This window comes from Devosia sp. (genome assembly GCF_014860165.1).
In the GTDB taxonomy this organism is placed as follows: domain Bacteria; phylum Pseudomonadota; class Alphaproteobacteria; order Rhizobiales; family Devosiaceae; genus Devosia.
This window is the reverse complement of record NZ_JACZKG010000072.1, coordinates 159875-179370: the sequence shown is the minus strand read 5'-3', so window position 1 is coordinate 179370 and position 19496 is coordinate 159875. Positions and strand designations below refer to the sequence as shown.

Here is a 19496-nt window from a genome sequence, read left to right as displayed (position 1 = left end):
GCGCAGTGTGTTGATAATTCCGCCGGGCTTGACGTTTAGGTCAATCTTTTGCTTGTCAGTGGACGGAATTGCGTAATACCGTCCATCAATCTTGACCGGGGGGTCAAAACTCCCGGCCGCAAGACTATTGAACTCCGCAGCAGCAAGATTGCGGGAACAAACGATTTCAGGAATTCCACAAGGAGATGGGACGAGCATGAAAATCACTCAAACCCTCAAAGCCGTAACGACGGCCGGCGCGATGGCGCTGCTGATGAGCAGTGCGGCTTCCGCCGTGACGCTCAACATGATGAACGGCTCCGAGCCGGGCTCGATCGACCCGCATCAGGCGTCGGGCGACTGGGAAAACCGCATCATCGGCGACTATATTGAAGGCCTGATGGCCGAAGACGCCAATGCCGAGGCCATTCCGGGCCAGGCCGAGAGCTACACCATTTCCGACGATGGCCTGGTCTATACGTTCAAGCTGCGCGATGGCATCCAGTGGAGCGACGGCACTCCGGTGACCGCCGGCGATTTCGTCTTTGCCTTCCAGCGCCTGTTCAACCCGGCAACGGCTTCGGACTATGCCTATCTGCAGTTCCCGATCAAGAACGGTTCGGAAATCGCCGAAGGCACTGTGACGGACTTCAACGAGCTGGGCGTCAAGGCCATCGACGACAAGACTGTCGAAATCACGCTCGAAGGTCCGACCCCGTTCTTTCTCCAGGCGCTGACCCACTACACCGCCTATCCCGTGCCAAAGCACGTGATCGACAAGGTCGGCGACGATTGGACCAAGGTCGAGAACATCGTTTCGAACGGCCCTTATACGCCCAAGGAATGGGTCCCGGGCAGCTACATCAAGTCGGTCAAGTCTGAGACCTACTGGGATGCTGCAAACGTCCAGATCGACGAAGTGAACTACTTCGTGCAGGACGACCTGGCCGCAGCCCTGTCGCGCTATCGCGCCGGTGAATATGACATCCTGACCGACATTCCGTCGGACCAGGCCGAATGGATCAAGACCAACCTGCCCGGCCAGGACTACTTCGCTCCGTTCCTGGGCGTCTACTACTACGTCATCAACCAGGAAAAGCCGCCATTCGACAATGCAGACGTCCGCAAGGCGCTGTCCATGGCCATCAACCGCGATGTGATCGGTCCGGACGTGCTGGGCACCGGCGAAGTGCCGGCCTATGGCTGGGTCCCCCCGGGCACGGCCAACTACGAGGGCGTCGAGCCCTACCAGCCCGAATGGATTGGCCTCTCCTATGAAGAGCGCGTGGCAGAAGCCAAGGCGATCATGGAAGGCCTCGGCTACACGGCCGAGACCCCGCTGGCCGTCCAGCTCAAGTACAATACCAACGACAACCACCAGCGTATCGCCGTGGCGATCAGCTCGATGTGGGAGCAGATTGGCGTCAAGGCCGAACTGTTCAACTCGGAAACCGCCGTGCACTACGACAGCCTGCGTGCCGGTGACTTCGAGATCGGCCGTGCCGGCTGGCTGCTCGACTACTCGGATCCGTCCAATACGCTCGACCTGCTGCGCCAGGGCATCGAGCAGGAAGGCACGATGAACTGGGGCAACAACTACGGCCGCTATTCGAACGACGAGTTTGATGCCCTGATGGACCAGGCGACCACCGAGCAGGATCTGGCCGTTCGCGCCAAGCTGCTCGGCGATGCCGAGAAGATCGCCATGGATGAAACTGGCGCCATGCCCATCTACTGGTACATCGCCCAGAACGTGGTGTCGCCGAAGGTCACCGGCTTCGTCAGCAACGCTGCGGACATTCACCGCACGCGCTGGCTGAGCAAGTCCGAGTAAGCTTCCAGAACCCTGCGGCGTCGCCCCTTGGGAGGGGCGGCGCCGTTATTTTATCCACCCGATGACGCGCTGACGCCGCGCCGAAGTGGATGTGAAAGGTCCTAAATCCATGTTTGGATATGTGACGCGGCGCGTGCTGTCGGCGATTCCGATAGCGCTGATTGCCGTTACTGCCTGTTTCTTCATCCTGCGGCTGGCGCCCGGCGGTCCCTTTGACGGTGAACGCGCGCTGCCGCCGACCACGCTGGCCAACCTGCGGGCGCACTACAATCTCGACCTGCCGCTGATCCAGCAATATTTCATCTATGTCGGACGGCTGCTGCAGGGCGATTTCGGACCTTCGATGGTCTATAACGACTTCACCGTCGCCGAGATGCTGTGGATCGGCCTGCCCTTCACGCTGATGCTGGGCTTTTCGGCCTTTGTCATCGGCACCATTGTCGGCCTCGTTGCCGGGGCACTCAGCGCGGTCAACCAGAACAAGTGGCCCGATTATGTGCTGGTGCTGCTGGTGATGGTGGGCCTGGTGGTCCCCAACTTCCTGATGGCGGCCATCATGCAACTGGTGTTCGGCGTCTATCTCGACTGGTTCCCGGCCGGCGGCTGGCAGGCGGGGTCGATCCCCCATCTGGTGCTGCCCATCACGGTGCTTGTTCTGCCCCATGCCGGGCGCACGGCGCGGCTGATGCGCGGTTCGATGATCGAGGTACTGGGCACCAATTATGTGCGGACCGCCCGCTCCAAGGGCCTGGGGACGCGGCTGATCCTGGCGCGGCACGCCATCAAGCCGGCGCTGCTGCCTGTGGTCTCCTATCTCGGGCCGGGGCTGAGCTATCTGCTCACCGGTTCTCTGGTGGTGGAGCAGGTGTTCGCCCTGCCGGGCATCGGCAAGTATTTCATCAGCGCCGCGCTCAACCGGGACTACGGTCTCGTGCTGGGGACGACCATTCTGTACATGTTCATCATCCTGGCGGTGAACCTGATCGTCGACGTGCTCTATGCATGGCTCGACCCCAAGGTGAGGTACCGCTGATGGCCGGCATTACTGGCAAGGACGCTGTTCTCAGCGAGTATGCGCGCAAGCTCGAAACCCTCGACGCGCCCAAGGGCCGGTCGCTGACGCAGGACGCCATCAGGCGGCTGGCGCGGAACAAGGCGGCGGTGCTGTCGATCTTCGTGGTCGGCTTCATCATCCTGTTCGCGTTTGTGGGCCCATATTTCCTGCCCTGGACCTATGACAAGATCGACTGGAGCGGCATTCGCAAGCCGCCCAATTTCGAGGCCGGGCATTTTGCCGGCACCGACCAGAATGGTCGCGACATGCTGGCCCGCATCATGCAAGGCACGCAGATGAGCCTGATCGTGGCGGGCGTGGCGACGCTGGTCTCGGTGTTTATCGGGGTCTGCTACGGCGCCATTGCCGGCTATTTCGGCGGCAAGGTCGATGCGGTGATGATGCGCTTCGTCGATATCATGTATGCGCTGCCCTACATCCTGTTCGTGATCATCCTGGTGGTGATTTTCGGGCGCAATCCGGTGCTGCTGTTCGTGGGCATCGGGTGCCTGGAATGGCTGACCATGGCGCGCATCGTGCGCGGGCAGACCATGTCGATCAAGGAGCGGGAATTCGTCGAGGCGGCCAAGGCCGGTGGCGCCAAGCCCTGGACCATCATCTTCCGCCATATCGTGCCCAATCTCACCGGCCCGGTGGTGATCTACGCCACCCTGACGGTGCCCGAGATCATCCTCACGGAGAGCTTCCTCTCCTATCTGGGCCTGGGCGTGCAGGAGCCACAGACATCGCTGGGTACGCTGATCTCGTTCGGCGCGCCCGTAGCCGAGACGCTGCCCTGGATGCTGATCGGGCCGGCCGTGGTGCTGGTGAGCCTGCTGCTCTGCCTCACCTATATCGGCGACGGCCTGCGCGATGCCCTCGACCCCAAGGATCGCTGAGATGAAACAAGTCCTCAAAGTCGAAGACATGTCGGTCACGTTCGAGCTGCACCAGAGTGAGGTGCATGCGGTGCGCGACATGAGCTTTTCGCTGTCGGAAGGCGAGACGCTGGCCGTGGTCGGGGAATCCGGCTCGGGCAAGAGCCAGGCCTTCCTCGCGATCATGGGCCTGCTGGCCAAGAACGGCCGGGCCGGCGGCAGGGCCATGATGGGGGATATCAACCTCATCGGCATGGCACCCAGCCAGCTGGATACGCATCGCGGCAAGGATATCGCGATGATCTTCCAGGATCCGATGACGTCGCTCAACCCCACGCTCAAGGTCAAGACGCAGCTCAGCGAAGTGCTGGTCAAGCATCGCGGCTTCGACCAGCAGAAGGCGGTTATGACCTCGATCGAGATGCTGGAGCGGGTCGGCATTCCCGAACCGGTCAAACGCGCCAATGCCTATCCGCACGAGCTGAGCGGCGGCATGCGGCAGCGGGTGATGATCGCCATGGCGTTGCTGTGCCAGCCCAAGATCCTGATCGCGGACGAACCGACCACGGCGCTCGACGTGACCGTGCAGGCGCAGATGCTCGACCTGTTCAAGACGCTGACCCAGGATTTCGGGACTTCGCTGGTGCTGATCACCCATGACCTGGGCGTGGTGGCCGGCGTGGCCGACCGCATGATGGTGATGTATGGCGGCAGGGCGGTGGAGAAGGGCAGTGTCGACGACCTGTTCTACGATCCGCGCCACCCCTATACGCTGGGCCTACTGCATTCGACGCCGCATATCGCCAAGCGGGCCGAGCGGCTCGACCCGATCCAGGGATTGCCGCCGAGCCTCGAACACCTGCCCAAGGGCTGCTCGTTCAATCCGCGCTGCGCTTTTGCCTTCGATCGGTGCCTGGTCGAACGGCCGCCGCTGGCCGATACCGGCAATGGCCGCGAGAAGGCCTGCCATTATGAAGGCCCGATGGCCTATGGAAAGGTCGCGTGATGGACCAGACCCCGATCAACCTGCTCGAGATCAAGGATCTCAAGAAGACCTTTTCGATTTCAGGCGGCCTGTTCAGCCGGCGACTGACGCTGACCGCGCTGGAGAATATCAACTTCACCATTCGCCAGGGCGAGACGCTGGGCATTGTGGGCGAGAGCGGCTGCGGCAAGTCCACGCTGGGCCGCTGCATCCTGCAGCTGCTGGCGCCCGATGAGGGGCAGGTGCTGTGGCTGGGGCAGGACCTGACCCGGCTGCCGGCCGAGGAGATGCGCCAGCGCCGGGCGGACCTGCAGATCATCTTCCAGGACCCGCTGGCCTCGCTCAACCCGCGTATGACGGTGGGCGAAATCATCGCCGATCCGCTGCGCACGCTGCGGCCGGAGCTGAACAAGGACGAGCGCCGCGCCCGCGTGCTCAAGACCATGGAGGCGGTGGGGCTGCTGCCCGAGATGATCAACCGCTACCCGCACGAGTTCTCAGGCGGGCAGGCGCAGCGTATCGGCATCGCCCGGGCGCTGATCACCGAACCAAAGCTCATCGTCTGCGACGAGCCGGTCTCGGCGCTAGACGTGTCGATCCAGGCGCAGATCCTCAATCTGCTCGCCGAGCTCAAGGACGAGTTCGGGCTGACGTTGATCTTCATCTCTCATAACCTGAGCGTGGTGCGGCACGTGTCGGACCGTATCCTGGTGCTCTATCTGGGCCGCATCGTCGAGCTGGCCACGGGCGACGAGATTTATGAAGACCCCAAGCATCCCTATACGCGGGCGCTGCTGACGGCGGTACCGATCCCCGATCCGCGCCTGGCACGACAGCGCAATATCGACGCGCTCAAGGGCGAAATTCCGTCGCCGATCAACCCGCCATCGGGGTGCACGTTCCGGACGCGATGCCGGTTCGCCAAGCCGTTCTGCGCCGAGACGCGGCCGCCGCTGGAGCGGATCGAAGACGGGCGGCTGGTGGCCTGCCACCGCTGGCGCGAAATCGAAGTGCCGGTTGAGGCGGTGTTGGGGGTCTAGCCTTGGGGCCGGCGCTTGCGCCGGTCACCCGCCGGACGTCACCCTCGGGCTTGACCCGAGGGCCCTACACTTGCTGCACGTTCGGTCAGTACAGAGCCCCCGGGTCAGGCCCGAGGGTGACGATCGCGTTTGTTGGGACGCCCGGCGCGCGGTCCGCGCGGTAGCGGCACTACCCGGCCTTTGGAACCTTCTCGCCTTCGCGACGGTCCTTGCCGCCGACATCGACCACCTTGCGGCGGCGGTCGGGTCCCTTGTATTCGGCCGCTTCGATGAAGCCGCGCGGATTGGCCTCGATATTGGCCAGCCGCGATTGCAGGTGGTTGGCGGCAAAGGGTTTGCGCAGGAATTCGGTGACGCCGGCATCGCGCGCCTCGGCAATGCGCTTGGCGTCGGGGGCCGCGCTCATCATGATGACGGGGACCAGGCGGTTCTGGCAATCGGTCATGGCACGGAGCCTGCGCGTAAAGGCGACGCCGTCCATGCCGTCCAGGGCATCATCGATGATGACGATGTCGAAGGCGCGGCGTTTCAGCTCGATCATCGCCTTGCTGGCATCATAGGCTTCGCGGATATCCTTGCGGCCCAGGCTGCGCAGCATGACTGCAACCAGGGATGCCATATGGGCAGAGGAGTCGGCGACCAGAACGCCGCGCTTGGTAATTTCCTCGATGGCCATGACGATATCGCTGGGTGACTGTTTCGGGCCTTTCAGCATAGCCCGGCTTTGCGTATGAGGGGTTAATGGAGGGCGGGCAAGGCCGGTGTGGGAAAGCGCGGCGCCGGGGCAAAAAGCCTGGTTTTGCTGCGTTGACAGGCTGGGGCAATTTCCCTATGTATGCCCCCAAGTTTCCGGGCGCCTTGGCGCCTCTTTTATTTGACGTTGAGGAATGACCGATGAAAGTCCGTAACTCGCTGAAGGCGCTGATGACTCGCCACCGCGCGAACAAGCTCGTCCGCCGTCGCGGCCGGGTTTACATCATCAACAAGGTGGACAAGCGCTACAAGGCCCGCCAGGGCTGAACGCGACGTATGTCTGCGCTGTTGACTGAAGCCCGCGAAAGCGGGCTTTTGTTTTTCTACCGTCAGGCGTTGCCGGGGAGGACCGATGCGGCGCTCGCATACGATTTCGGTTTCGATCAACCACCCCTATGAGGCGACCTACCGCTATCTGGCCGAGCCGCGGAATTATGGCGAATGGGCGGCGGTGGACAGGCATAGCTACCGCCCGCTTGAGAATGGCGACTGGGAGGGCATGACCAATGTCGGCGGCATGCGGCACTTCCGCTTCACGCCGCTGAATCCCTTCGGGGTGCTCGACCATGCCATGTTCGTGCCGGGCGATGAGCTGCTCTGGACGCCCATGCGCGTCATGCCCAACCAGGAGGGGACCGAACTGTCCTTCACCTTCTTCCAGCGGCCGGGCATGGATGATGAAGCATTTGCGTCGGCCATCGAATGGATCACCACAGATTTTCTGGCCCTCAAGGCGTTGCTGGAGTCGCGGCGCCGTTAGCCATATCAGGCTCGGAACTGCGGAAGCGCTTGATAATGCACGTTAATTGCGCAAGTGTGCCGGCCGCTGAGTGAGAGGTACACGGTTGCTCAAGGCCCGAACGCTAACGGTCGAGATCGCCCGTCCGCCCGATGATGTCTATAAATTCCTGGCCGACCCGGCCAATCTGGCGGGCTGGACCCTGGTGCAGAACGGACGCCCTGAACCAGCGGCAGGCCCCCATAGCTGGGCCTATGACGGCCCCCGCGGCAAGGTGCTGGTCCACTTCACGGCACCCAATCCGTTCTTCGTGCTGGACTATCGCATGCAGGTGGGTCCGCAGGTGATCCACGCCGCCTTTGTCCGGGTCATCCGCAACGGAGCGGGCACCGTGCTGACCCATACATCGGTACAACAGCCGCTGGTGTCGGACGAAATGTTCGCGTCGGAAGAGGAATGGATGATGTCGGACCTACTGGTGCTCAAGACGCTGATGGAACGATAGGCCTGGCCGTCAGGTGATGGCGGCCATCAGGCTTTGGGACCGGCGGGGGTCTTCGAGCAGTGGTGTGAGGTCGCTGACCTGATCGAGGGCGCCGATGATTGGCAACTGGCCGATCCAGACGTCCTCGATGGCAGCATGTGCCGCCGCCACGGCGTCATCGGCGTTGATCGTTGTAAATGGCCGTTCGTGGTAGGGACCCAGGACGGGTTCAAAGGCGGCGACGCCAATGGCATTTTGCCAGCGCGCCAGCTCGAGATAGGCCGCGGCGAGGGCATCCTGTCGCTCCGGCCAATGGCCTGCAAGCAAGGCCTGCTGCAGGTGTGGAAGGAGGGGCTGGGCGATGGGGAGGCGGGCAAAGCCGCTGCCGAGCCATTTCGAATAGGGGGCGTAGCGTCGCTCGAGCAGGAAGCCCATCCGCATCACGTCCCGGGCCAGCCGCGCGGCAATGACCCGCGAGCCGAGGTCGTCCCCGACCTGACCGGCGCGGCCGACAAAGGCCTGCTCCTCGGCGATGCGGCGCCACTGACAGGCAATCTTGTAGAACCACACGTCATCGGGAAAGTAGCCCAGGCGCGCGCGGACCTCGCCAAGGCGGTTATCGTCATCGTGAAACGCAGCTCCCGAGGTGAAGGCGAGGAGCTTCTGTTCGGCGAAGCCAAGCCATTGCGCCGGGGTGAGGTTCTCGGTCGACCCAATGGCGAAATGGCCCTCCAACAGCGCCTCGATCGTATGGACCTCCAACCCGTCCCCAAGCGCACCCGCCGATTGAGGGCCATTGGCCGGTGGGTGAGGCCGGCTGCGCCAGCCGATGGGTTCCCCAAGATAGTTGCTTGGCGCGACCCTGGAAAAGTCGTCGACCAGGCGTCGCGCGTGCTCGGCGAACACTTCCGGGGCTACGAAGATATGGACGCGAGGTCCCCAATTGTGGTCCCTAGAGGTCTCATCGTCAAAGCCAAGCAGTTCCGAGCCATAGCCCATCAGGGCCGCGGAATGGCGGAGGCCGGGTGCAGCCTCGTTCAGCCAGGGCCGCACGATGTCGGCATAGAAGCCGCGCGATAGGTCGATGCCCTGCATGCCCTCTCCTCCTGTCGGCACCATGACAGGAAGATCGCGAAATGCAAAAGGCCCGCTTGCGCGGGCCTTTCTGGGTTTGCGTCGCGTTCCGGCTCAGCTGGAGCCGGCGCCGTCCTGGCGGACGAAGGCGATGCGCAGCATGTTGGTGGCGCCGGGCGTGCCCAGCGGGATGCCGGCGGTGATGGCGATGCGGTCGCCGGGGCGGGCAAAGCCTTCCTGGTAGGCGATGACGCAGGCGCGGTCGACCATGTCTTCCAGGCTCACCGCATCCTCGGTCTGCACGCAGTGGACGCCCCAGACCACCGACATGCGGCGGATGGTGCGCATATTGGGCGAGAGCACGATGATGGGCTTGGATGGCCGCTCGCGGGCGGCGCGGATGCCGGTGGAGCCCGAGGCGGTGTAGGTGACGATGGCGGCCAGGTCGAGTGTTTCGGCAACCTGGCGCGTCGCCGCCGAGATGGCGTCGGCAGCGGTGGCCTCCGGCTCGGTCTGGGCAGCGCGGATGATACCGCGATAATTGGCGTCGCCCTCAACGGCCACGGCCACCTTGTTCATGGTGGCGACGGCCTCGACCGGATACTGGCCGGAGGCCGATTCAGCCGAGAGCATGATAGCGTCGGCACCTTCGAACACGGCGATCGAAACGTCCGAGACTTCGGCGCGGGTGGGGACGGGGGCCGAGATCATCGATTCCAGCATCTGGGTGGCGACGACCACCGGCTTGCCATAGCGGCGCGCCATGCGGATCATGCGCTTCTGCAGGCCCGGCACGGTTTCGAGCGGCAGTTCGACGCCCAGATCGCCGCGCGCCACCATGATGGCGTCGCACAGCTTGATGATTTCCTCGAGGCGATCGATGGCCTGGGGCTTTTCGATCTTGGCCATGACGCCGGCGCGGCCCTGCACGATCTTGCGGACATCGATGATGTCCTCGGGGCGCTGCACGAAGGAGAGGGCAATCCAGTCGGCTTCGACGGCCAGGCCTGCCAGCAGATCGGCATGGTCCTTCTCGGTCAGCGCGCCTGTTGGCAGCAGCGTATCGGGGAGGCTGACGCCCTTCTTGTCGGAAAGCTTGCCGCCATAGATGACCTCGGTCTCGATGGCGCCGTTGCCCACCTTGGTGGCCTTGAGCGCGATCTTGCCGTCGTCGAGCAGCAGGCGATCGCCGACCGAGACGCTCTCGATGATTTCGGGGTGGGGCAGGTAGACGCGCTCGGCATTGCCGTTGTCGTCCTTGGTGCTGTCGAGCGTGAATTTCTGCCCGGCAACCAGATTTACGGCGCCGTCGGCGAACTTCCAGACGCGCAGCTTGGGACCCTGCAGATCGACCAGGATGCCCAGCGGATGGTTGAGGCGCTTCTCGACATTGCGGATGCGCTCGACGGTCTGCTTGAGCAGATCGTGGCTGGCATGGCTCATATTGATGCGGAACACGTCCGCGCCGGCCTTGGCCAGTTCCTCGATCATCTTTTCTTCGTGGCTGGCGGGCCCGAGCGTGGCGATGATCTTCGCGCGTCTCATGCGTCTCATTGCGTGTCCGTTTCTTGCGTCGTTATGTCGTCCTGCGGAGCGTCTGTGGTGACGTCGTTGGGATCGACAAGGAATGTGGGATCTTCGAGGTCTTCGCTACCGTCCGGGCCCACGACGGCCGGGCCATCGGCACTCTCGGTGAGCTGCAAGGTCCAGTCGGTGCGGTTTTGAGTATCGATTTCAAAGAAACCGGTGCGCTCATAACCGCGGGCGAGGCAATCCTCAACCCCGAATATTGTGAAGGTTTCGTCACGCGTGCACATGAAGACCGAACCGTCCCAGGCGCCGCCGCCGATATCGTCGACCGCGAAGAGATAGTAGAAGCGCCGCTCGAGGTCGCCCTGGTAGAGCACGCGGCAATCGCCGGGCGGGGTCTGCCACCAGCCTTCGCTCATCCAGCCGCGCTCGGCACGATAGCCCAGGGCGACCGACACCAGATTGCTGCTCTCGTTGCAGACGCGCAGGTCGGCACGGGCGGGCGTGGCGAAAAAGGCGAGGCTTGCGAGCATCGCGCCGATCAGGGTCATGCCGAGACGGGGGATATGCAATGTGGTGCCAGCAAACATCGGAAAAACGTGCCTTCTTTGAGCCCATGGTAAGGCATTGGTCAATGGCAAAAGGGGCGATTTGACGGAATTGCGGCCATGCGTGGTCGCAGCCATGTGGATTGGCGGACAAAGGGGTTGAACCATCGGTCCGGGTGCGATTGAACGGGGCCAGCAAACTCAAAGGAAGTGCCATGGCCGTCGAAGACAGCGTTGCCCAGGATCAGCTCAGGGCGTTCATCGAGCGTATCGAGCGCATGGAAGAAGAAAAGGCGGCGATATCAGCCGACATCAAGGAAATCTATGCCGAGGCCAAGGGCAATGGCTTTGATACCAAGATCCTGCGCAAGATCGTGGCCATCCGCAAGCAGGACGCCAATGAGCGGGCCGAACAGGAGGCGATCCTGGAGCTGTATATGGCGGCACTGGGCATGGTGGCAGCGCCGCCGGAAGACTGAGGTCCCGGCTGGTCCGCAGGCGGTCATTCGCCCGCAGCCCTGAGATAGCAAGTTATCCTGCCGGACGAGGTGCCTCGCCCGGCGTTTTCTTGGACGTTGGGCTCTAGAGAGTCAGTGTCCCGCGCATGACGATGATGCCGGCTCCCGAAATCTGGGGCTCCGGGGCGAGGCTGACGCGCAGGATGCTCTTTCGGCCCATCCGGGTGCCCTGCTCAATGTCGATGGGGCCAGAGATCAGGCCCTGGCTTGCCAGATAGGCGGCGAGCGGGCCGGCGGCGGTGCCGGTGGCGGCGTCTTCCCACAATCCTACGGTGGGGTTGAAGAACCTGGCATAGGCGTGCGCTGGCGCGGCGGGATCGAAGGCGTAGACATAACACCCCTCTGCGGCCGCTGCGCCCAGGACCTTGAGAAGCCCCTTGGCGGAAGGTTCGGCGCGATCGACGGCCGCAGCATCACGCAGGCGGACCAGCAGGTGTGCCACGCCGGTATCGCCGACGCGCGGTGCGGGCTCAGAGAGAACGTCCTCGGGAGCAAGGCCCAGAGCCGCCGTCAGGGCGGCGACGTCGGTCAGGTCCGGCCCGAGCTTGAGGGCGGACTGGTTCATGCGTCCGAAGATGCGTCCATCCACCGGACGCAGTTCGATGGGGAGCACCTCGCCGCCAATCTCCTGCTGGAACAGCCGGGGCCCCTCGATCGGGCCGAGCTTGCCGTCCTCGGCCAGCCAGAGCCAGGCACCTAGCGCATTGTGGCCGGCGCCGCCGACTTCCGCCCCGGCGGCGGTGAAGGATCGCAGTTTCAGATCGGCGCGGTCGCTGCGCATGATGAAGGTGGTTTCGGCCTGGTTGAATTCACCGGCTATGCGACGCATCTGGGCTTCCGACAGGGCATCGGCACCCTCGACGACTGCCAGGGGATTGCCGCTCAATGCGGTATCGGCGAACACGTCGATCAGTCCGGCTGTCAAGGCCGCATTGCTCGATTGCGGTGGCATGGCAGAGCTCCTATCGTTTGACGAAGGTGACTCTGCACCAGGGCGCCTTCGGCATAAAACGCGCATTCCTTGCCCCTATGACAAGGGAAACTGATCATTCGTCCGTCGCTTGAATCGCTGCGAATTCTCGAAATGTGCGTCAGCGCGGGCAGCTTTGCCGGCGCGGCGGATCGCCTGGCTCTCACCCCTGCCGCCGTCAGCCTGCGCATTCGCACGCTGGAAGCCGAGCTTGGCCAGGCCCTGTTCACGCGCGTCGGCCGGGGGGTGGTGCCCACGCCGGCAGCGGTGGCACTGGCAAGCCGGGTCCGGCATGCGCTGGATGGCGTCAACGATGCTGTCGATGCCTTTCGGGCATCGGCCGCGCCCCTGCGGGTGACGGCACCGCCGACCTTTGCCTCGCGTTGGCTGGCGCCGCGACTGTCGGACTATCGCGCACCGGGAGGGGCTGCGATCGAACTCGACATATCCTCGGACCTGCGTGACCCGACGGAGTTCGATGTCGCGATCCGGACCGGGCGCGGGGGATGGGACGGGCTCGACGAATATGCGCTGACGCCGGTCGACGTCACGCCGATGCTGGCGCCCGGGCTGCTTGGCGCAAGGACGCTGGCCAAGCCCGAGGACCTGACGGAATTCGATCTCCTGCCGCATCCCGATTGGAGCAAGTGGTTCGCCAGGGCCGAGCGGTCGATGCCTGATGGCCTGCGCTTTGTCGGCGTCGACTACTCGATCTTCGAGCTCATCGCCAATGCGGCGGTGAACGGGCAGGGCGTGGCCTTGCTGTCGCCGACGCTGTTCCGGCCGTTGCTGGAGGCCGGCTTGCTGGTGGCGCCGCTGGACACGGTATTGAGGGGACCCGACTGGTATTTCGCACTGATCCGCGAAGGCGACCAACGCCCGGCGCCGCGCAGCTTCTGCGACTGGCTGCGCCAGCAGTCTCGGGATCCGTGAGGGCCTAGGCCAAGATATCGAGCAGCGATCCGGCCATTTCGTCGGCAACACGGACGATCTTGGTGGCGGCCTTGAAGTCGGTTTCGGCCATCATGACGTCGACCATCTCGGTGGCGAGGTCAACCTCGCCGCCCAGGCCGGTGCCGAAGCGGGCCACCCGGCCAGCGCTGGCTTCGAAACGGTCGGCGGCCCGGTGCATGGCGCTGGTGCCGATGTTGATGGCAGAGATGCTCATGAACGGCCCTTCTTCTGTTGCAGTCACCAAGCCAGCAAGTGCTTGACAATGTCTTAGGGTGAAGCGGTCAAAGCCGCTCAAAGGCCGTTGAAATGGGTCAGGCGACGGCGAATTCAGCGAATGAGACATCGTCCTGCGTGGCGGTCAACGCGGTGCCCGGCGGCACGGCTTGCCAGGTGTCCCCGCTGTCGCCGAAGGGCTCGGAGGCGATGGCGATGCCCGTGGTGAAACGCCGCCAATAGAGCGAGGGCGGACGGTCATCACTGGCCCAGCGCATGGCCAGGAGCTTCTCGCCATCGGCCAGGATGGCAGTGAAACGCAGCGCCTGGTCGACGCCGTCCGCCTGCATGATACGCAGGCAGTTGCCGAGCGTGCGGGCGATCGCTGCCACCGGGTCGGCGTCGAGACCATGGCCCAGGGCGGCAAGGAAGATGGCTTCGCTGTCGCCATTGCCGCGGCGGCGGGCATAGAGATCGTCGGGAATCATGGCTTCCACCGGGCGGCGGATGCGGTCGTAGCCGCCGATCTGGCCGTTGTGCATGAACAGGTGGCGGCCGGCGGCAAAGGGATGGCAGTTGGCCATCGATACTTCGCCCGACGTGGCTGAGCGGACATGGGCCAGGAACATCGGGGCGCTGACCTGCCGGCAGAGCGAGGCGAGATTGGCATCGGACCAGGCCGGCAGTGTACCGCGATAGATGCCCGGGTCGGGGCGGGCGCCATACCACCCGACGCCGCAGCCGTCACCGTTGACCGTCGTCTTGGCCTGGCGCGCAGCGAGCGACTGGCTGACCAGCGAAGAGGCCGGCTCGATCAGGAGGGTATCGAGGAAGACCGGCTCCCCCATGTAGGCGAGGAAGCGGCACATGTTACGCAGCCCGTTCCAACTCGTCGGCCAGTGCGAAGCGGACCGCCGCCGCGGCGTGGATGGCGGTGGAGTCATAGCCGGGAAGCGGCAGGGCGACGGGATCGACCAGCAGCGAGATTTCCGTGCAGCCGAGGATGACCGAGTCGATGCCCCGGCCCCGGGCGGCCTCGACAATGGAGAGATAGCGGGCGCGCGAGCCGTCGCGCACCTGGCCCTGGCAGAGCTCGTTGAAGATGACATCATGCACGAGGCCACGGTCATCGCCGTCGGGCACGACCACATCGATGCCATGGCGGGCCATGCGCTGGGCGTAGAAGCCGTGTTCCATGGTGTAGCGGGTGGCGAGCAGCAGCGGCCGGCGGCGGCCATCGGCGCGCAGGGCAGCGGCGGTCTCGTCGATGATGTCGATCAGGGGCACGCCGCTCATGGCGGCGACAGGGTCGGCCACCAGATGCATGGTATTGGTGCAGATCAGCACGCAAGCCGCGCCCGCGCGCGCCAAGCCAGCTCCTGCCTCGCCGAGGAGACGCCCCGCATCGTCCCATTTGCCGGCCTGCTGCAGCTCGACGACGCGGACAAAATCGAGCGAGCGCATGGCGATCTCGGCGGAGTGCAGGCCGCCGCACTGCCGGCGAACTGCCTCGTTGATGAGGCGGTAATAGACGGCGGTGGATTCCCAGCTCATGCCGCCGATCAGGCCGATTGTCTTCATGTCCCTGGCTCCTCTTGTTGGCATCAGTGTGCTGCAGACCGCGCGCAAGCGGCGTGCGAAAAGGGTCGCTGCTCTCACGGATTGTGCAGATCGTGGGTGACTCTGCGGGGAAACACGCTTAGCAATTGCGTCATTGCGCTTGATCGTGCAGAAATGGCGCATGCTTGATGATCGTGACCGCAGAATTCTCGACCTGTTGCAGGCCAATGCCGAGATGGCGGTGAACGACATTGCCGACGTAGTGGCGCTGTCGGCTTCGGCCTGCTCGCGACGGATCACGCGGCTGCGCGAGGAGGGCTATATTGCCCGCAGCGTGGCGCTGCTCGATCGCAAGAAGATGGGCCTGCCGACCACGGTGTTCGTGATCGTCCGTACCGGCAAGCACGAGGCGGGCTGGCTCGACCAGTTCCATGCGGCGGTGAGTGCCATCCCCGAGATCGTCGAGGTGCATCGGCTCACCGGCAATTTCGACTACATCCTCAAGCTGGTCTTGCCCAATGTCGAGCATTACGACGTGATCTATCGGCGCCTGGTCGGCAGGATCGAACTGTTCGACATGTCGGCCTATATTTCGATGGAAACCGTGAAGCTGGCCACCGGCGTGCCGACAAATTACGTCGACTAGACTGCAACTGGCCACCTCGCCGATCGTTGCTAAGGTGGGCCGGGCATATCCGGCACTGGGGGAGGCCAGACTGGAGCAGCCACGTATCGCCCGCCGGACGATCTCCGCGATCCCGGCCGCAATCGGCCTGATGTTGGTTTTTCTGGCGGCCTTTGCCGCTATATTCGGCTACTTCCTTGCTACCGGCATCAGGCAGACCGAGGAGCGCCTGGTCGAGCGATCGAGCGCGGCGGCGCAGGTGGTGTCGAGCAATGCCTTCTGGATTGCGGAGGTGGCGCACCAGACCTTGCGGCGCGTCGATGCGGCGCTCGGTCCGGCAATGTCGGGCAGCATTGATGACCTCGGACCGGTGCTGGAGGGGCTGCCGTCGGTCACGCAGGTCTATATCATCGATGCGCAGGCCAGGACCATTTACTCGACGGTGGACGGAGCGGACGCAGTCTCGGTGGCGGACCGCGATTACTTCCTCGCGGTGCGGGACGGAGCGCCGTTCTACACGTCGCCACTGCTGGTCAGCCGCCTAACCGGGGAGCGCATTTTCGTGTTCAGCAAGCGGGTGGAGCGGGAGCGGGAGTTTGCCGGCGCCATCATGGTGTCGTTCCCGGAATCGCTGCTGCAGGATCTGTGGCAGAACCTCGATTTCGAGGAGAGTTCGACGATCAGCCTGGTCCGGACCGATGGCCAGTTGATCGCCCGTTTTCCGCAGACCGAGGGCCCGGTCGATCTCAGCCAGACGCCGTTGTTCACCGAACACTTCAACAAGGCTCCTACGGGCACCTATACGTCGGAGCGTTCGCCGGTCGACGGGGTGGCTCGGGTGGTGAGCTATCGCCAGGTGCCGGGGTCCAATATCATCGCCATCGCCTCGGTGGGATCGGCGCAGACCTGGGCGAACTTCAACGGCGCCGTGGTGGCGGTGTTCATCATCGTTTCGCCCATCGTGCTCGGGCTGGTGCTGGGTTGCGCCTGGATCGTGCGGCTGCTCTATCGTGATGCGGCGCAGGCCCGGGCGCTGCAGGCCTCGCTCGAGGCCAACACCATGCTGTTCCGCGAAATCCACCATCGGGTGAAGAACAACCTGCAATCGGTGCAGTCACTGGTGCGCATGCAGGACATTCCGCAGGCCGCCAAGCTCGACCTGCAGAGCCGGTTCGCCGCCATGGCGGCCATGCACGAACATATCTACAAGCACGATCGCTATGAGGATATCGACGCGCATGACTTCATCCCGGCGGTGGTCGACGAAGTCCTGGCGGCCTATGGCTGCGATGCCGCGGTCAATTACGAGGTCGCCCATATACCGGTGGATCGCGATCACGCCACGCCGCTGGCGCTGCTGCTGAGCGAACTGGTGACCAATGCCTGCAAATATGCCTTTGCCGATGGCGGCGGCACGATCACCATCGGGCTGCGCCGCGGCGAGAACGGCCGGGCTAAGCTTACGGTGCGCGATAGTGGCGGCGGTATCGAGGCCGAGCGCGACGCGGGCAGCAGCATGGGGATGCGGCTGATCAAGGGGGTGGTGGCGCAGATGGACGGCACGCACACGTTCCGCAATGAGGGCGGCACCGTGTTCGAGGCCGATATTGCGCTCTCGACCAGCGTGCGGAAGGGCTGACTAGCTGCTCTGGCCCAGGGCCGCAGCCATGGCGGCCTTGTCATAGCCCAGCGTGGTCAGCGCCGTGGCGACGATGCCGGCCCGGTCGAGCCCGGCATCGGCATACATGTCGGCCTGGCTCGAATGTTCGACGAAACGATCCGGGATCATCAGCGGGCGGAAACGCAGCTTGCCATCGAGCAGGCCATTGGACGCGAGGAAGGTGGCGACATGGCTGCCGAAGCCGCCGATGGAGCTCTCCTCGGTGGTCAGCAGCACATCATGGGTGGTGGCCAGTTTCGCGATCAGCTCCTCGTCGAGTGGCTTGAGGAAGCGGGCATCGGCGACGGTGGGATTGAGGCCCAGGGCCGCGAGTTTGTCGGCGGCGGCGAGGACTTCGCCCAAACGCGTGCCATAGCTGAGGATGGCGATGGTGGCGCCCTGCCTGACAATGCGGCCCTTGCCGATGGCGAGCTTCTGGCCGCGGGCCGGCATGTCGACGCCCAGGCCTTCGCCACGCGGATAGCGGAAGGCGATGGGGCCATTGTCATAGGCAGCGGCGGTGGCCACCATGTGGCGCAGCTCGGCCTCGTCGGCGGCAGCCATCTGCACGATACCGGGGATGGCGCCCAGATAGGCGGCGTCATAATTGCCGGCATGGGTGGGACCATCGGCGCCGACATAGCCGGCCCGGTCGATGGCGAAGCGCACCGGCAGATGCTGGATGGCCACGTCATGCACGACCTGGTCATAGGCGCGCTGCAGGAAGGTGGAATAGATGGCGCAGAACGGGCGCATGCCCTCGCTGGCCATGCCCGCCGCGAAGGTTACGGCATGCTGCTCGGCAATGCCGACGTCGAAGATGCGGCTGGGATGGATCTCGGCGAACTTGTCGAGGCCGGTACCCGAAGGCATGGCAGCGGTGATGGCGACGATGCGTGGATCGTCATTGGCTTCCTGGATCAGGCTATCGGCGAAGACCGAGGTGTAGGAGGGGGCGTTGGACGCCGCCTTGGCCTGTGCGCCGGTGATGACATTAAACTTGGAAACGCCGTGATACTTGTCGGCAGAATCCTCGGCCGGGGCATAGCCCTTGCCCTTCTGGGTCACCAGATGGACCAGGATCGGACCCTCGGCGGCGTCGCGCACATTCTCGAAGATGGGCAACAGGCTTTCAAGGTCATGCCCGTCGATGGGGCCGACATAGTAGAAGCCCAGCTCCTCGAACAGGGTGCCGCCGGTGAAGAAGGAGCGCGCGAATTCCTCGGTCCTTCTTGCGGGTTCATGCAGGAAAGCTGGCAGCTTGCTGACAACGGTCTTGGCGGCTTCGCGCGTGCCGCGATAGACCGGCCCCGAGACCAGCCGCGCCAGGTAGGTCCGCAGCGCGCCGGTGGGCGGGGCGATCGACATGTCGTTGTCGTTGAGCACGACGATCAGCCGGGCATCCATGGCGCCGGCATTGTTCATCGCCTCATAGGCCATGCCAGCCGACATGGCGCCATCGCCGATGACCGCGACTACGTTGCGCGGCTTGTCCAGCAATTCGCTGGCCACCGCCATGCCGAGGCCGGCAGAAATGGAGGTCGAGGAATGGCCGGCGCCGAACGGGTCGTATTCGCTTTCGGCGCGACGGGTGAAGCCAGACAGGCCATTCTTCTGGCGCAGGGTGCGGATGCGGTCGCGGCGGCCGGTCAGGATCTTGTGCGGATAGGCCTGGTGGCCGACATCCCAGATGATGCGATCATGCGGGGTATCGAAGATGGCATGGAGGGCCACGGTCAGCTCGACCACGCCCAGTCCGGCGCCCAGGTGGCCGCCCGTCACCGAGACCGCGTCGATCATCTCGGCGCGCAATTCATCGGCCAGCTGCCGCAGGTCTTCGCGCGGCATGGCGCGCAGGTCGGCGGGTGAGCGGACAGTGTCGAGAAGGGGCGTGGAGGGCTTGTCGGCCAAGCGGGCGGTCCTTTGCCAAATACGGCGCTAACTCAGTTCTTTAGGCCTCAGGCCAGTGCTTTGCAATAACAGCAGCCCGCCTGCGCCAAACTGCGGCATGGGACTGCTAGGCGGGCAAGATGCCTGAATTAGGGCAGGTGGGTTCCATAGTCGTGCCGTTGCCACGCAGGGTTGTGGCTTCCGTGCC

21 protein-coding genes are annotated in these 19496 nt (G+C 64.2%); 12 read left to right on the top strand and 9 right to left on the bottom strand.

Annotated features, from left to right (window positions below; all coding sequences use genetic code 11):
- Window positions 1-196 precede the first annotated feature (196 nt).
- The 5 genes from IH615_RS19150 (at window position 197) to IH615_RS19130 (ending at window position 5770) form a co-directional block, all read left to right on the top strand.
- Entirely contained in the window at window positions 197-1813 is a 1617-nt protein-coding gene (locus IH615_RS19150) for a peptide ABC transporter substrate-binding protein (RefSeq protein WP_291364446.1), read from the top strand.
- Between the two features lie 109 nt (window positions 1814-1922).
- Complete coding sequence (locus tag IH615_RS19145; RefSeq protein WP_291364443.1) at window positions 1923-2846, top strand: ABC transporter permease subunit; 924 nt, start codon at window positions 1923-1925, stop codon at window positions 2844-2846.
- Entirely contained in the window at window positions 2846-3766 is a 921-nt protein-coding gene (locus tag IH615_RS19140; protein WP_291364441.1) for an ABC transporter permease subunit, read from the top strand. Before IH615_RS19145 ends, IH615_RS19140 begins: the two co-directional genes overlap by 1 nt.
- A gap of 1 nt (window position 3767) precedes the next feature.
- A complete protein-coding gene (locus IH615_RS19135; RefSeq protein ID WP_291364439.1) occupies window positions 3768-4751 on the top strand; it encodes an ABC transporter ATP-binding protein in 984 nt (327 codons plus the stop codon).
- Window positions 4751-5770: a dipeptide ABC transporter ATP-binding protein gene (locus IH615_RS19130; RefSeq protein ID WP_291364511.1), complete on the top strand. Its 1020-nt coding sequence runs from the start codon at window positions 4751-4753 to the stop codon at window positions 5768-5770. Before IH615_RS19135 ends, IH615_RS19130 begins: the two co-directional genes overlap by 1 nt.
- 169 nt (window positions 5771-5939) lie before the next feature.
- On the opposite strand, the gene IH615_RS19125 is transcribed toward IH615_RS19130, so the two are convergent.
- On the bottom strand, window positions 5940-6446 hold the full coding sequence (locus tag IH615_RS19125; protein ID WP_291364437.1) for a response regulator: 507 nt from the start codon (window positions 6444-6446) through the stop codon (window positions 5940-5942).
- A 218-nt stretch (window positions 6447-6664) separates the two neighbouring features.
- Here IH615_RS19125 and ykgO point away from each other — a divergent pair, with 218 nt between their 5' ends.
- The 3 genes from ykgO to IH615_RS19110 all read left to right on the top strand — a co-directional run bounded on the left by ykgO (window position 6665) and on the right by IH615_RS19110 (window position 7767).
- Complete coding sequence (ykgO, locus tag IH615_RS19120; RefSeq protein WP_046136523.1) at window positions 6665-6790, top strand: type B 50S ribosomal protein L36; 126 nt, start codon at window positions 6665-6667, stop codon at window positions 6788-6790.
- Between the two features lie 85 nt (window positions 6791-6875).
- Window positions 6876-7283 (top strand): hypothetical protein, encoded by a 408-nt coding sequence (locus IH615_RS19115; protein WP_291364432.1) that lies wholly within the window; start codon window positions 6876-6878, stop codon window positions 7281-7283.
- A gap of 85 nt (window positions 7284-7368) precedes the next feature.
- Window positions 7369-7767, top strand: coding sequence for a hypothetical protein (locus IH615_RS19110; RefSeq protein WP_291364431.1), 399 nt, complete (start codon window positions 7369-7371; stop codon window positions 7765-7767).
- Between the two features lie 9 nt (window positions 7768-7776).
- Here IH615_RS19110 and IH615_RS19105 read toward each other — a convergent pair whose 3' ends face one another.
- The 3 genes from IH615_RS19105 to IH615_RS19095 form a co-directional block, all read right to left on the bottom strand.
- Window positions 7777-8841, bottom strand: coding sequence for a DUF4037 domain-containing protein (locus tag IH615_RS19105; RefSeq protein ID WP_291364429.1), 1065 nt, complete (start codon window positions 8839-8841; stop codon window positions 7777-7779).
- Between the two features lie 93 nt (window positions 8842-8934).
- Window positions 8935-10374, bottom strand: coding sequence for a pyruvate kinase (pyk, locus tag IH615_RS19100; RefSeq protein WP_291364427.1), 1440 nt, complete (start codon window positions 10372-10374; stop codon window positions 8935-8937).
- The gene (locus IH615_RS19095) at window positions 10371-10940 is read right to left on the bottom strand and encodes a DUF1036 domain-containing protein (RefSeq protein ID WP_291364425.1); all 570 of its coding nucleotides are present in this window, start codon (window positions 10938-10940) and stop codon (window positions 10371-10373) included. The genes pyk and IH615_RS19095 overlap by 4 nt, the downstream gene beginning before the upstream one ends.
- 173 nt (window positions 10941-11113) lie before the next feature.
- Between IH615_RS19095 and IH615_RS19090 the strand changes: the two genes are divergently transcribed.
- On the top strand, window positions 11114-11377 hold the full coding sequence (locus IH615_RS19090) for a DUF2312 domain-containing protein (protein ID WP_291364423.1): 264 nt from the start codon (window positions 11114-11116) through the stop codon (window positions 11375-11377).
- A gap of 103 nt (window positions 11378-11480) precedes the next feature.
- Here the strand turns inward: IH615_RS19090 and IH615_RS19085 are convergent, their stop codons facing one another.
- Complete coding sequence (locus IH615_RS19085; RefSeq protein ID WP_291364422.1) at window positions 11481-12368, bottom strand: PhzF family phenazine biosynthesis protein; 888 nt, start codon at window positions 12366-12368, stop codon at window positions 11481-11483.
- Window positions 12369-12464: 96 nt separating this feature from the next.
- Between IH615_RS19085 and IH615_RS19080 the strand changes: the two genes are divergently transcribed.
- Entirely contained in the window at window positions 12465-13319 is an 855-nt protein-coding gene (locus IH615_RS19080; RefSeq protein WP_291364509.1) for a LysR substrate-binding domain-containing protein, read from the top strand.
- Window positions 13320-13323: 4 nt separating this feature from the next.
- On the opposite strand, the gene IH615_RS19075 is transcribed toward IH615_RS19080, so the two are convergent.
- The 3 genes from IH615_RS19075 to IH615_RS19065 form a co-directional block, all read right to left on the bottom strand.
- Window positions 13324-13554, bottom strand: coding sequence for a flagellar basal body rod C-terminal domain-containing protein (locus tag IH615_RS19075; RefSeq protein ID WP_291364421.1), 231 nt, complete (start codon window positions 13552-13554; stop codon window positions 13324-13326).
- 97 nt (window positions 13555-13651) lie between these two features.
- The gene (locus IH615_RS19070; protein WP_291364419.1) at window positions 13652-14422 is read right to left on the bottom strand and encodes a class II glutamine amidotransferase; all 771 of its coding nucleotides are present in this window, start codon (window positions 14420-14422) and stop codon (window positions 13652-13654) included.
- A gap of 1 nt (window position 14423) precedes the next feature.
- A complete protein-coding gene (locus IH615_RS19065) occupies window positions 14424-15134 on the bottom strand; it encodes an aspartate/glutamate racemase family protein (RefSeq protein ID WP_291364417.1) in 711 nt (236 codons plus the stop codon).
- Window positions 15135-15294: 160 nt separating this feature from the next.
- Here IH615_RS19065 and IH615_RS19060 point away from each other — a divergent pair, with 160 nt between their 5' ends.
- Window positions 15295-15759 carry an Lrp/AsnC family transcriptional regulator gene (locus IH615_RS19060; protein WP_291364415.1) on the top strand — a complete coding sequence of 155 codons (465 nt, stop codon included), beginning with the start codon at window positions 15295-15297 and terminating at the stop codon, window positions 15757-15759.
- A gap of 130 nt (window positions 15760-15889) precedes the next feature.
- Window positions 15890-17377 (top strand): cache domain-containing protein, encoded by a 1488-nt coding sequence (locus IH615_RS19055; RefSeq protein ID WP_291364414.1) that lies wholly within the window; start codon window positions 15890-15892, stop codon window positions 17375-17377.
- Here the strand turns inward: IH615_RS19055 and dxs are convergent, their stop codons facing one another.
- Window positions 17378-19309 carry a 1-deoxy-D-xylulose-5-phosphate synthase gene (gene dxs, locus IH615_RS19050; protein ID WP_291364412.1) on the bottom strand — a complete coding sequence of 644 codons (1932 nt, stop codon included), beginning with the start codon at window positions 19307-19309 and terminating at the stop codon, window positions 17378-17380.
- Window positions 19310-19496 lie beyond the last annotated feature (187 nt).